Raw genomic sequence first — 12,953 nt, 5'->3', positions numbered from 1 at the left:
TAAAAGGATAAAACAATGGGTGAAGATATTATTTTACAATTAGGACAGGATGCTTTGAAAACAATGGCTATGTTATCTGCGCCATTGTTATTAAGCACACTCGTCATTGGTCTAGTTATCAGTATTTTTCAGGCTTTAACGCAAATTAATGAAAATACGCTGACCTTTGTTCCTAAGATGGTTGTCATTGCTATAGTACTAGTTTTGGCCGGTCCGTGGATGATGGATGTAATGAAAAATTACACGGTTAACCTTTTTGAAAATATGGCCACTATTGTGAGGGATCGTTAATGTTTTCAGTATCGCAGCTGAATGAAATTCAATTGGTCGCATTCGGACTTATTTTGCTCCGTATGTCGGGCTTTGTTTTTACGGCTGCGATTTTGAACTCTCAAACAATCTCTGTGCCGTTAAAAGTTTTACTTTCATTAGTTTTAACGATGACTGTGTTTAATACTGTTGCGAACAACACGGTGCTGGTTCAATTAAACGAATTACAAGATTCGCTAATCACTTTGGCTTTAAAAGAAGCTTTTGTGGGTATTTCGTTAGGCTTTGCCACACGCGTATTTTTCTTTGCGATCGGTATGGCGGGTGAGCTTATTTCAGTTTCGATGGGTTTAGGCCAGGCGCAAATCTTTAACCCCATGATGGGTAATATGGGTAATGTGATGGAGCAATTTTTTGTAGCTTTAGCCACATTACTTTATATGGGTTTGAACGGGCACCATTACATGATCCAAGGTTTAACTAGCAGTTTTGAAACTGTAACATTAGCCACAACTTCGATCAAAGCTGTAGGTTACTTTGAAGTAGCGAAATACGCTCAAGAATTTTTTATTTTCGGAATTAAGATTGCAGCTCCAGTGATGATCTCGATGCTGGTTGTGCAAGTGGGTGTGGGAATCCTAAGCCGTGCGGTTCCACAAATTAACGTGTTAATGACGGCAGCTCCAGTAACGATCTTACTGGGCATGGCAATTTTATTTATTAGTTTACCGTTGATGATTTTACAACTTAATGGGTTGTTAGATGTTTCAACGGGTGAGTTATTTAAATTTATAAAGATGCTTTAAAAAGTGTTCGGCAGGGATGCCGAACCCAACCAGTGATTCTAGGAAGGAATTAAATTGGCTGAGGGGCAAGACGACAAAACAGAACAGGCCACGGAAGCGCGCAGGCAGGAATTTCGTAAGCGTGGACAAGTGGCAATGACCAGAGAACTGGGCACGGCGCTAATTTTTTTAGCGGCCGCGGGTCTGTTATACGCTATGTCTCGCTTTTTCTTCACGAATATCGCTGAAGTGTTCAACGTCAGTTTTGGTTTATCAATGCTTAAGTTTGTTAAAGCTGGCGAATACTCTGATCTATTATGGTTTGCTAGCGAAAAAATTGCCATCTTAGTGGCGCCGATTATGTTTGGTGCTTTAGTGATCGGTGTGGCGTCAAGCTTAATGCAAACTGGTATTTTGCAAGTTGAAGACGCTTTAAGTTTCAACTTAGGCCGTTTAAACCCAATGTCTGCGATGGGCCGTATCTTTTCAATGAAGGGTATCGGCGAATTAGTAAAATCAATTTTAAAAATGATCGTCGTAATGTGGACGATGTATTTACTTTTAAAATCTGAAATTCATCAGATTCCAGTTCTTTCAAGCTATTCAATCCCAGAGCAATTTGCCTATTTAGGCCGCGTGATCTTTAAACTATTAATGGGTACTGGCGTATTCATGTTAGTGATCGCGGTCGCAGATTATTTCTTTCAACGCTGGCAGCTTGAAAAAGAAATGATGATGTCTAAGCAAGAAATCAAAGAAGAACATAAATCTCACGAGGGGGATCCGATGATTAAAGCTCGTATCCGTAAAATCCAGCGTGAAGTTTCACAACGTAAAATGATGCAGAATATTCCTAAGGCCGATGTGATCATCACAAATCCGACTCACATTGCGGTGGCTTTAAGATACTCTGATAAATTACCAGCGCCGCAATTAATCGGTAAGGGCGCTGACTTTATGGCTGAAAAAATTAAAGAGTTAGCCCGTCAGCATAATATTCCAGTAATTGAAAATAAACCTTTAGCCCGCACGATTTTTAAAACGATGAAAGTGGGCCAAGTGATTCCGCGTGAACTGTTTGTCGCGGTTGCTGAAGTTTTATCTTATGTATTTAGACTTAAACGTAAACGTAAAGCGCGTAGACCTCAGGGTGCTGGTCAGTCGGCGTCGCAACGCCCGCCAAACCAAAACCGCAACCCTAACGGACCAAGATTATAAGGATTAGCAGATGGAAGAATTATTTCAGTTTGTTAAAAAATTTGATAAGTACACAAAGAACACAGATCTGTTCGTAGCGATTGCTATCTTAATCGTTCTTGGTGTGATGATTATCCCACTTCCGGCGATCATGTTAGATTTCGGTTTAACAATTTCGTTAGGTATATCAGTTTTAATTTTATTAACTTCGATCTATACAACTTCGGCGTTGGATTTTACATCTTTTCCGTCGTTATTATTAATGACGACGTTATTCCGCTTAGCTTTAAACGTAGCGACAACGCGTTTAATTTTATCAAACGGTCATGAAGGCGAAAATGCCGCCGGTGCTGTTATCCATGCCTTTGCTTCTGTCGTCGTTGGCGACAGTTATGTGATCGGTTTTGTTGTTTTCGTAATCTTAGTTGTTATCAACTTCGTAGTAATCACAAAGGGTTCTGGGCGCGTAGCTGAGGTTGCAGCACGTTTCACATTAGATGCAATGCCAGGTAAACAAATGGCCATCGATGCTGAATTAAATGCAGGTGTAATCAATGACGTCGAAGCTAAACGACGTCGTAAAGAAATCGAGCGCGAAGCCGATTTCTACGGAGCGATGGATGGTGCCTCGAAGTTCGTACGCGGTGATGCTATCGCGGGTATTATCATCACAGTGGTTAACGTTGTAGGTGGTTTATTAATTGGTGTTTTACAAAAGAACTTAGATATTTCTACAGCAGCAAAAAACTACACGATGTTAACAATCGGTGATGGTTTACTTGCGCAAATCCCAGCTCTTATCATTTCAACTGCTGCCGGTATTATTGTGACTCGTTCAGGCTCAGATGAAAACATGGGTACTGAAGTAACGGGTCAGTTATTAACAAATCCAAAACCAATCTATGCTTCTGCCGGTGTGTTTGGTGCATTAGCGATTATTCCAGGTCTTCCGACATTACCATTTATCGGTATGGGTTTATTCTTGGCTGGTTTTGCTTGGATTTTATCTCAGTACAAAAACGAAAAAGTTCAAGAAGAGAGAAGAAAAGCCGATCTTGAATTGTCAGCTCCCAAAAAAGAATCAATCGATTCAGTTCAGCCGGTGGATATGCTTGAGCTTGAAGTGGGCTACAGCTTAATCAAAGTTGTTGATTCAACTAAAGCCGGCGATTTATTAGAGCGTATTACTTCAATCAGAAAACAATTTGCTCTTGATATGGGTATCTTAGTTCCAAGTATTCATATTCGCGATAATTTATCGTTAGCTCCAGGTGAATACCGTTTCATGATTAAAGGTAATAAAGTGGGCGGCGGTCTTCTTAAGGCTGATATGTTAATGGCGATGGATCCAGGTAACGTAACAGCTAGAGTTGATGGTATTCCAACGAAAGAACCTGCGTTTGGATTAGATGCTTTATGGGTTAGCCAAAATAATAAAGAGTCAGCTGAAATGGCTGGTTACACAGTAGTTGATCTTCCAACGGTGATTGCAACTCACTTAACAGAAATGATTCGTACACATGCTTACGAATTACTTGGTCGCCAAGAGGCTTCAACGCTTATTGATAATTTCAAGAAAACACATCCAAAAGTGGTGGAAGATCTTATTCCAGAAACTTTATCATTGGGTGGCGTGGTTAAAGTTATGCAGAACTTACTTAAAGAACAAGTTTCTGTTCGTGACTTATACACAATTTTTGAAACATTAGCTGACGAAGCTTCGCGCACTAAAGATTTAGATTTATTAACTGAAGCAGTTCGTAAACAGTTAGCCCGTTCAATTACGGCTAAATATATCTCTGATGATGGTGCTATGTCAGTTATGACATTAGATCCAAGATTAGAAGAACTGGTTTCAAATGCGTTATTACAAACTGAACAAGGTGTTCAGTTAGTGATGGACCCTCAATCAGCGTCGAAAATGATTTCAAATATCGCGCAGCAGATTGAAACGCATCCAGAAATCGCAGGGCAGCCGATCTTATTAACAAGCCCTACGGTTCGTCGTCATTTATTTAAATTGTTATCACGATTTATTCCGCAATTGATTGTTCTTTCGCATAGCGAAGTCGCTCCAGAAGCGCAAGTGCAATCAGTGGCGTCAGTAGGCTTAGCTTCTTAAACGGTAAAGGGTAAAATATGCAGATCAAAAAATTTGAAGCCAGATCAATGAAAGAAGCTCTTGAGTTAGTAAAAACTCAGTTAGGGCCTGATGCTGTTATCCTGTCGGCTAAAGAAGTCACTAAAGGTTTTGGTTTAGGTGGTGAAAAATCTATCGAAATCACAGCGGCTTATTCTGAAAATGTACTTCAACATAAAAAATATGTTGAATCAAAATTACCAGAGCATTTAAAAGAAAAATTTTCTAAAGCTCCGGCACGCACACAAAAAGAAACTATGCAAAAATCAATCGAATCAAGATTGAAGTTAATGCAAGCCGAAGAAACGCGTAAAAAACCGGTTATTCCGGTCACGATGACTCAACGTCGTTACGCTGATATTGATAATGAAGACACAGTGCCAGCGCCGGTTGAAACTTCAATCAAATACAATCCAACGCCTAAACTGACTCAGCAGGCTCAAGCTACTTTCAACAACCTAGAAGTAGACCAGTTAAAGTCAGAGATTGATCAATTGAAAAACCTTTTAGGCCAATTTAAACAAATGCCTCAAGGTTTCGTACAAGCACATCCAGGTGCTGAACACGGTGTGAATTATAATTTAAGCTCGCACTATACAGCTTTAACGCGTAAAGGGTTATTGCCAGAAGTAGCGGCTGAAATTTTAACTCAAGCGCAAACGCAACTAACTCCAGATAAGCAAAACAATAAAGCTGTTGTTGAAGCTTACATTGCGCGCTTTATTTTAAAAACTGTTCCTGTAGCACAAGAAAACTTCGAGCAGTTTCACCTATTCATGGGCCCATCAGGCTCAGGTAAAACGTCAACAATGATTAAGTATGCGAGTGATTTAGTTCTTAATCATAAAAAGCGCGTAGCTTTAATTTCAACAGATACAATTAAAATTGGCGCTGATGAACAAATGAAAATCTTTGCGCAGATTTTAAATTTACCGTTTATCGCGATTCGCTCAGAGGCTGACTGGTTTAAAATTCTTCCTTACTTAAACCAGGTTGATCACGTGCTTGTAGATTTCGCGTCTTTAAATTTAAAAGCTGCAGATGAATTACGTTATATCAAAAAGATGATGCCTCCAACGACTGAGTCAGTGCGCACGCATTTAGTGTTATCGGCGATGTCTAAAGATGCAGATTTATTAGAAGTGCACAGACGTTACCAAGCTTTAAATGTAAGTGATGTGGTGTTCACATCGTTAGATGAAGCTTCAATGCACGGAAACATTTATAACTTCGTCCAAAAAACGGGAGCTCCGCTTTTTGGTTTCGGAATTGGTTCTAGAACTCCAGAAGATTTCGAGCGTGCGACTGCTGAGCGCGTTTTAGATTTAATCTTAAATATCACGGGCACTAGAACAGAATCAGGAATTAACTTATGAGAATTATCGCAATCAGTTCAGGCAAGGGCGGAGTTGGAAAAACAACTCTAGCTTGCAACATAGGCTTAGCGATCGCCGAACAAAACAAAAGAGTTTTGATGATCGATGGTGATTTAGGTTTAGCCAATGTCGATATTCACTTTGGCGTGCGTCCAATGCACCATTTAGGTGATGTTTTACAAGGTAAATCAATTAAAGAATGTATCACGCCCTTAATGAAAAATATTGATTTGATCGCCGGTGGCAGTGGGTTAGTTGAACTTACGCACTTAAATGCGTTTCAAAGACGTGAATTAATCAATCAAGTGCAAGATCTGCAGTTTTCTTACGATTACGCAATCATTGATACTTCGTCGGGAATTTACGAGCACGTTTTACATCTAAACGCTGTTGCTGATGAGTGCATTATTGTGCTTACGCAAGATCCATCAAGCTTTGCTGATGCTTATGCAATGATTAAAGTTTTACATCAAAAATATAAACTGCAAAATTTCAAAGTGGTGTGCAATCAAATGAAAGGCATGCGCGGCGAACAGTTATTTATTAAGTTTGCAGAAGTGGTAGAACGCTTTCTGTCTGTGCGTTTGAGCTTGCTGGGATCTTTGCCATTTGATGAGAATTTACAGAAGGCACAGCAACAACAGCGTACTATTATGAGACAAACAACAAATTCTCCGGCAGCGCAAATTTTCAGAGAAATCGCTGTCGAACTTGTTGCCGAATCCGCTCTGGGTGGGGCTCATAACTCATTCTCAGAGGGAACAGGCCAAAAGACCAGTGGTTTAGCAGCGATCTTCAAACCAGCCACAGGTCATGCTTAAGCCAGAATTTAATTATTGGACTATCGGAAATAAGAAATTTTTCGGTAAACTATATATGTTACGCACGAGGGGTAAAAACTAAATGTCTAAAGCCAGCTTACTAAAAAAATACGCTAAAGATGAGCCGAAAAAAATCAAGCGCGAGCAAAAAGAAGAGCTTATCAAAGAGTATGCCCCACTTATTCGCTTCGTAGCGCAGAAGATCGCTGTGCGGCTTCCTCCGAATATCGACATTGATGATTTAATCTCTGCCGGTGCAATTGGTTTAATGGATGCTATTGATAAATGGGATCCGACTCGTGATAACAAATTTAAAACTTATGCTGAATTCCGTATCCGTGGTGCGATCTTAGATGAATTACGTTCACAAGATTGGATTCCACGTTCAGTGCGTGATAAATCAAAAGCTTTAGACAGAACGATCACTACTCTTGAATCAGAGTTGGGCCGTGCACCAACAGACGAAGAAATTTCTGCTCGTCTGAATATGCCGATCGAAGAGTTCCATGATTTAATCAATCAAGTTCGTCCGGTAAGTTTACTTTCAATCGATGATCAACCTTCATTCAGCGATTCAGATAAAAAATCAATCGTGAATTTATTAGAGGGTGCTAAATCAGCTAATCCATTTAACCAATTAAACGTTAAAGTTGTGAAAGATGTTGTCGCCAAAGCGATTGAAGATCTTCCAGAGCGCCAACGTTTAGTTTTATCTTTATACTACTTCGAAGATCTTAACTTAAAAGAGATCGGGCAAGTATTACGCGTCACTGAATCACGCGTTTCTCAGCTTCATGCACAGGCGGTATTGCGCTTACGTGCTAAACTTGCGGCTTCCATCGAAGCTGGCGAGCTGGAAGCTATTTAGTTGGCCTTCGGCCAAACAGGCTATTTAATCAGTTTCTTCTTGGCATAATTGCCATCCTCAGCTACTAATCAGGGCATGAAGTTTATCGCTGCCACATTAGTAGCTACTTTTATCACCTCAACAACTTGGGCTTACGGTCTGACAGGGCAGTGGCGCGGGCAAGGGCCTTTAGCCATTAACGGTGTCGTGCAAGACGGGCTTTGTCAGATGGAGCTTGATATTGAACACACGCCAGAAACTTTTTTAGTGGCACGTTCGTATTTTAAATGTCCAGGTATGAATTTTGTGAATAAGCCGCAAAAGCCATTGCAGATTAAAGACGGAAAAATTTATTCGGGCGATAAAGTCATGGGTGAAATTTCAGAAGACACAATGAAAAGTTTTACGTTGTTTCCAGACGGACGCGAGCAAAATTATTTCATCCATAAAAATGAAGATGGTTCTTTGCAGTATTGGGATCGTGTCGACTGGACTAAAGCTTATTCGACAGCTGTCAGCGGAACTTTATTAATGTTCTAATTTGAGACAAATCATCGCTTAAGTCGCAGTTTGTGACATTAAATTTTAAAATTTGGCATTTTAGAATCTTCATAAAAATGTCAAAAATTCCGACAAGATAAGAGTGAATAAGGTACGTGCGCAGGCTAAAAATCTGAACTACTTTTTGGTTTCTATTTTCGCGTTTACAATTTTAAACGCGATTTCTGTTTTTGCGGGTCCTTCACGCACCACTTATCAGGCCAAGATTGTTAAGCCCGACGGTTATCCGTTAGAGGCTGCAAGTGTCAATTTCAAGTTTACAATTTTAGATCCGGCAGGAAGTTGTATTTTATATTCTGAAACTTATTCAGCCGTGAACATGTCTGGAACTGGTGGTTTAATTTCTTTTGCACTGGGTTCTGGTGTAAAAACATATCCTGCAAGCGCAACGACTTTCGAAAATGTTTTTAGTAATGTGACACCAAGTTTATCTTGTGATGCTGGCGGTCCTCCAAGTTATTCTCCGGTAAGCAGTGATATTAGAAAAATCGTGATGCAATTTCATGACGGTAACGGTTGGCAGACTTTACCTGCGATGAGTATTAATGCTGTTCCTTATGCAATGTATGCCAATGATGCGCTAAAGTTAAATGGCAAGACAGATGCAGACTTTGTTCATGTCACTTCTATTCCGACCTGTGTTGCCAGTGAAGCGCTTCATTATAACGGCGCGATGTTTTCTTGTATTACTACGGCTCAAACACTGACCTCATCAGCGGTTATTTCAGCTTTAGGTTACACGCCAGCAACCGGAGCTAGTTATAGCACGGTGACCTCAGATATTTCTGCCGTGTCAGCAACTGTAGCCAGCGTTTCAAATTACGCTTCAAGTGTCAGTGCCACGGTAACTAGTTTACAAAATTCAGTGGCCGCAAGTTTTGCAGCGATTACAAGTTCACAGTGGAGCAGCGTTGCTAGCGGGATTAGCTTTATCAGCGGTCGTGTGGGCGTAGGTACAACAACGCCAATCACGGCATTTGATGTTTCAGGCGGTGTTCGTATTGGTGCAGAAAATGCGGCCTGTGCAGCTAATTACGCAGGAACATTAAGATACATAAATAATAACGTAGAATACTGTAACGGATCAACATGGGCGGCATTTGGTGTTAGCGGTGCTGGTCTTCAATCACTTAACGGTTCAACAAGCGGAACACAGTCATTCGCGATCGGCGTGGCGGGTACTGCCCCGAATTTTAATACTTCAAACGCAATTCATACTTTAAATATCCCATTAGCATCGACAGGATCTGTGACGGCGGGATTAATTTCTAACGCCGACTACACGGCATTTAGTAATAAAATTACTTCGAGCGCTGCCAGCATCGCTCAGGTGCTAGGTTATGTTCCGGCGGATAATGCAGTCAGTGGAACTTACGCGCAAAAAGCAAATAACCTTTCTGATTTAACAAACATAGCAACGGCAAGAACAAATTTAGGGTTGGGCACATTTGCAACAGCAAATAGTTTGGACTTAGGAAGTGCCAGTGCCACAGGAACATTAGCTATCGCCAGACTTCCAAGTTTTACCGGAGATGCAACAATCGCAGCAGCTTCAAATACAATCACGTTAGCAAATAGTGGTGTGGATGCAGGCACATATACAAAAGTTATGGTCGATAGCAAAGGTCGCGTGACTAGTGGAACTCAACTTACAAATTCAGACGTGACCACAGCTCTTGGTTATACACCTGCCAATAGTGCTACACTTGTTTCATCACAATGGATAACCAGTGGTAGCGCGATTTACTATAATTCAGGTAACGTTGGTATCGGTGGTGGTACAATGAATTACACCGGTACAGCCAGTTCTGCAGTTCTGGTGGGTGCTTCACAAATTGTGTTTGACGGTGGAGCAGCATCACTTAGCCGCTTACAATGGAACAGCGGTACGTTGTCTTTTGGAAAATGCCAAGACTCAACTTGTGGTCCCATGTCGCCATATCTTGATATTAATACGACAACAAACATTACAACATTTTATAATATGAATGCCGTACGGGCCGGAAACGGTTATGGTAACGCCACGGCTCCGACATTTAGTTTTGGAACTACGACAAATACCGGAATGTTCAATCCAAGTGCGGGCACCTTGTCGTTTTCTGCAAGTGGCACTGAAAGAGTTCGCATTACTTCAGCCGGTGATATTGGTATCGGAACTACAACTCCGACGGCCCGTTTACATTTAGCAGCGGGAACTTCTAGCAAAGCCTCTTTTAAACTGACGTCAGGTACTTTATTAACTTCTCCGCAATCGGGTACGATGGAATATGACGGTGCAAACTTTTATTTAACAGATGGAAGTAACACTCGTCGTGCAATTGCTACAGGATCTTCAGCAGGGTCAATCGATAATGCTTCGGTGATTAATTCATCCGGAAACATTACGATGGTGCCCGTGGGATCAGTTGTTGTTTCATCAACGACTGCTTCGACCAATTCACAAACAGGTGCACTTGTTGTTAAAGGCGGCGTCGGAGTAGCGGGTAACATTAACACCGCCGGAGACTTAGGTGTTTCTGGAGCGACAACATTGAATGCGACAACAATTGCAAATGCCGCTGATTTACGATTTGTAGCCACATCAGGATCTCCTACTGATCCGGGTGATGTGGTCTGGTATAACAATGATATGACTGAGCGTGCTCGCATTTATTCAGGCACCAGTGCTTCGCCAGAATTAAGATTTAATGTGAGTGGTGTAACTCGAGTTGCTGTGAATTCGTTAGGTCATATGGGTGTGGGCACGACCACTCCAGGGGCTCTCTTACATATTTCGGGGGCATCACAAACGATAGAAAAAATTCGTCTTTCAGGTCAGGAGTTTTATCAAGCTGGAAACACTGATACAGAAGGTTTAGCTTTACTTTTAGGAGTCAACAGAACTGGTAATCGTCAGTTATGGATTGGTGACAGTGCGAAGCTAACTCAAAATACTTCAAACACGATTTTACGATTAAGTCCTAGTTCTGGTGATATTTCGGCGTTAGCCACAGACGGCGTAACTGTGAAAAGTTTATTACTTAATGCTAATGGCGGTAACGTCGGTATCGGAACAAGTACCGCAAGTGCAACTTTACATATATTGAATAGCGCTGGTGGTAATTCTTTTAAATTAGAACAATCTTACAATGGTCCTTCAGGTGCATATATCGAATTAAAACACTCTCGTGCGGGTGGATCATTAAGTAATGGTGATTTTACAGGTGGAATTTATTTTCAAGGCATAAATTCGGGCGGGTACGCATCTGATAGTTCAAACATATTTGCTCAGATGACAAATGTGACTTCAGGCTCGGAATCAGGAAATCTTTTATTTTATACACGTGATAATGGAACTCGTTCAGAAAAGATGCGCGTGGATTCTAACGGTAATGTTGGGGTCGGGACGACTGCTCCAGTGACAAAGTTTCATGTTTTTGAGTCGACAACGATGGGTTCAGTTGGTTCGTTGAATTTGAACAGCGCTGTCTTGCGGGTGCAAGAAGCTTCTGGAACTTCCATTAACATCGATGGAAATACCATTGCGGCCGAAGCTGATTTATTCTTAGGTACAAAAAACTCAAATAATTTTCATTTGTTTGCAAGCGACACGACAAGAGTATTTATTTCTGGAAGTTCAGGTAACGTGGGAATCGGAACAAACTCGCCGGCTGCTAAGCTGGAAGTTGTTAACGCCATGTCTAGCAGCACAGATGGTATAAGCTTGAAAGATTCAACAACGACCAGTGGACGAATAGCTATTGGCGATGCGACCAATGGTGCCTCTTCTTACGTTCCGGTCATTTGGGGTAAAGGTGAGGCTTTAACAAGTGGAAACCGCTACGGTTTAATGTTAATCGGTGAACCGGCTTTTGATAGCGCCAGTGACGCCGCTGTTGTGATTGATGCCAGATTTAATTCGGCTGCGGTCACAAGCTCTCCTATTTTAAAAATAACAAACTATAACAGTGAAAAAATGCGTGTTGATGTTAATGGTAATGTCGGTATCGGAACGACCGCTCCAACAGCGAAGTTTGAAGTCTCAAGAAATTTTAACGGTGAGAGTAATACGACCGCAGGCTTTATTGGTGGCTATGATGCCGGTTATACAAACACCGGAGCTTATTTCGTTCAGAAGGATAACACGGGGCTTGGCGCATCCACCACTTTACTTTTCAATGTGGTAAAAAATAGCGCTTCGCAGTTTGCCATCAATGGTTTAGGCAGCGTTGGAATCGGAACAACATCACCTCTAGCTACTTTACACGTGGCGGGAACAGGGTATATCAAAGATAGTGGAAATTCTTATCTTGAGCTTTTATCTCGCAATGATTCTGCATTTAATATTACGAATAACAGTGCGACAAAACGTGGGTTTAGTTTACATCATGAAAACAGCAGTGCTTTAATAGCTCAATGGTATCATTGCCCTTCGGGTTCATGTACGCAAAAATTAAGTTTCGATTATGCAGGCAACATGGTTATTGCCGGTACGCTGACCCAGTCATCTGACATCAGACTGAAAAAAGATATACTACCGTTGCAATCTAGCTTAGATAAAATCTTAAGCTTAAACGGCGTTTCTTATTATTGGAAAGACGAAAAAGTTCCCGGAAGACAAGTTGGATTAATAGCCCAAGAGGTTGAAAAAGTTTTTCCAGAAATTATTAAAAAAGATGAAAAAGGATTTTTATCGGTGGGCTATCAGAATCTAGTGGCGCCATTAATTGAATCGGTGAAAGAGATTTACCGCCGTTTAGTCGGTGTTGAACAAAAACAAATCGAACAGCAACGACAAATTGCATCTGTGGTTGATTCAAAAGCTGATAAGTCCGAAGTAGAAAAGCTAAAAGCCGAAAATGCGGCACTAAAGGCCTATATCTGCGGTAAAGATCCTCAAGCGGCGATTTGCCAGTAAGAATTGTCTCACTTTAAGACAACTAGCCCCCAAAAACCGGGGGATTGTCGTTTATCACG

9 protein-coding genes are annotated in these 12,953 nt (G+C 41.2%); all 9 read left to right on the top strand.

Going from position 1 to position 12,953, the window contains the following annotated elements; genetic code table 11:
* Nucleotides 1-15: 15 nt before the first annotated feature.
* The 9 genes from fliQ to ACKWCF_RS13770 all read left to right on the top strand — a co-directional run bounded on the left by fliQ (nt 16) and on the right by ACKWCF_RS13770 (nt 12,894).
* Entirely contained in the window at nt 16-291 is a 276-nt protein-coding gene (gene fliQ, locus ACKWCF_RS13810) for a flagellar biosynthesis protein FliQ (protein ID WP_409478184.1), read from the top strand.
* A complete protein-coding gene (gene fliR / locus ACKWCF_RS13805) occupies nt 291-1,076 on the top strand; it encodes a flagellar biosynthetic protein FliR (protein WP_409478183.1) in 786 nt (261 codons plus the stop codon). The genes fliQ and fliR overlap by 1 nt, the downstream gene beginning before the upstream one ends.
* Nucleotides 1,077-1,130: 54 nt before the next feature.
* Nucleotides 1,131-2,273, top strand: a complete 1,143-nt coding sequence (flhB, locus tag ACKWCF_RS13800; RefSeq protein WP_409478182.1) for a flagellar biosynthesis protein FlhB — start codon at nt 1,131-1,133, stop codon at nt 2,271-2,273.
* A gap of 10 nt (nt 2,274-2,283) precedes the next feature.
* On the top strand, nt 2,284-4,374 hold the full coding sequence (gene flhA, locus ACKWCF_RS13795; protein WP_409478181.1) for a flagellar biosynthesis protein FlhA: 2,091 nt from the start codon (nt 2,284-2,286) through the stop codon (nt 4,372-4,374).
* A gap of 17 nt (nt 4,375-4,391) precedes the next feature.
* Nucleotides 4,392-5,768: a flagellar biosynthesis protein FlhF gene (gene flhF, locus ACKWCF_RS13790; protein ID WP_409478180.1), complete on the top strand. Its 1,377-nt coding sequence runs from the start codon at nt 4,392-4,394 to the stop codon at nt 5,766-5,768.
* Entirely contained in the window at nt 5,765-6,589 is an 825-nt protein-coding gene (locus ACKWCF_RS13785; RefSeq protein ID WP_409478179.1) for an AAA family ATPase, read from the top strand. Before flhF ends, ACKWCF_RS13785 begins: the two co-directional genes overlap by 4 nt.
* Before the next feature lie 82 nt (nt 6,590-6,671).
* Nucleotides 6,672-7,457 carry a sigma-70 family RNA polymerase sigma factor gene (locus ACKWCF_RS13780; protein ID WP_409478178.1) on the top strand — a complete coding sequence of 262 codons (786 nt, stop codon included), beginning with the start codon at nt 6,672-6,674 and terminating at the stop codon, nt 7,455-7,457.
* A gap of 75 nt (nt 7,458-7,532) precedes the next feature.
* Nucleotides 7,533-7,976 (top strand): hypothetical protein, encoded by a 444-nt coding sequence (locus ACKWCF_RS13775; protein ID WP_409478177.1) that lies wholly within the window; start codon nt 7,533-7,535, stop codon nt 7,974-7,976.
* A 103-nt stretch (nt 7,977-8,079) separates the two neighbouring features.
* Nucleotides 8,080-12,894 carry a tail fiber domain-containing protein gene (locus tag ACKWCF_RS13770; protein WP_409478176.1) on the top strand — a complete coding sequence of 1,605 codons (4,815 nt, stop codon included), beginning with the start codon at nt 8,080-8,082 and terminating at the stop codon, nt 12,892-12,894.
* The last annotated feature ends 59 nt before the right edge of the window (nt 12,895-12,953 follow it).

The organism is Pseudobdellovibrio sp. HCB154, assembly GCF_046267985.1.
Lineage (GTDB): Bacteria > Bdellovibrionota > Bdellovibrionia > Bdellovibrionales > Bdellovibrionaceae > Pseudobdellovibrio.
The sequence above is the reverse complement of the archived record's forward strand: the minus strand, read 5'-3'. Positions and strand labels throughout refer to the sequence as shown.

Excerpts from the sequence above, each read along its gene's own strand:
- fliQ (WP_409478184.1), top strand. The coding sequence starts at position 16 with ATGGGTGAAGATATTATTTTACAATTAGGACAGGATGCTTTGAAAACA.
- fliR (WP_409478183.1), top strand. The coding sequence starts at position 291 with ATGTTTTCAGTATCGCAGCTGAATGAAATTCAATTGGTCGCATTCGGA.
- flhA (WP_409478181.1), top strand. The coding sequence starts at position 2,284 with ATGGAAGAATTATTTCAGTTTGTTAAAAAATTTGATAAGTACACAAAG.
- flhF (WP_409478180.1), top strand. The coding sequence starts at position 4,392 with ATGCAGATCAAAAAATTTGAAGCCAGATCAATGAAAGAAGCTCTTGAG.
- ACKWCF_RS13785 (WP_409478179.1), top strand. The coding sequence starts at position 5,765 with ATGAGAATTATCGCAATCAGTTCAGGCAAGGGCGGAGTTGGAAAAACA.
- ACKWCF_RS13780 (WP_409478178.1), top strand. The coding sequence starts at position 6,672 with ATGTCTAAAGCCAGCTTACTAAAAAAATACGCTAAAGATGAGCCGAAA.
- ACKWCF_RS13775 (WP_409478177.1), top strand. The coding sequence starts at position 7,533 with ATGAAGTTTATCGCTGCCACATTAGTAGCTACTTTTATCACCTCAACA.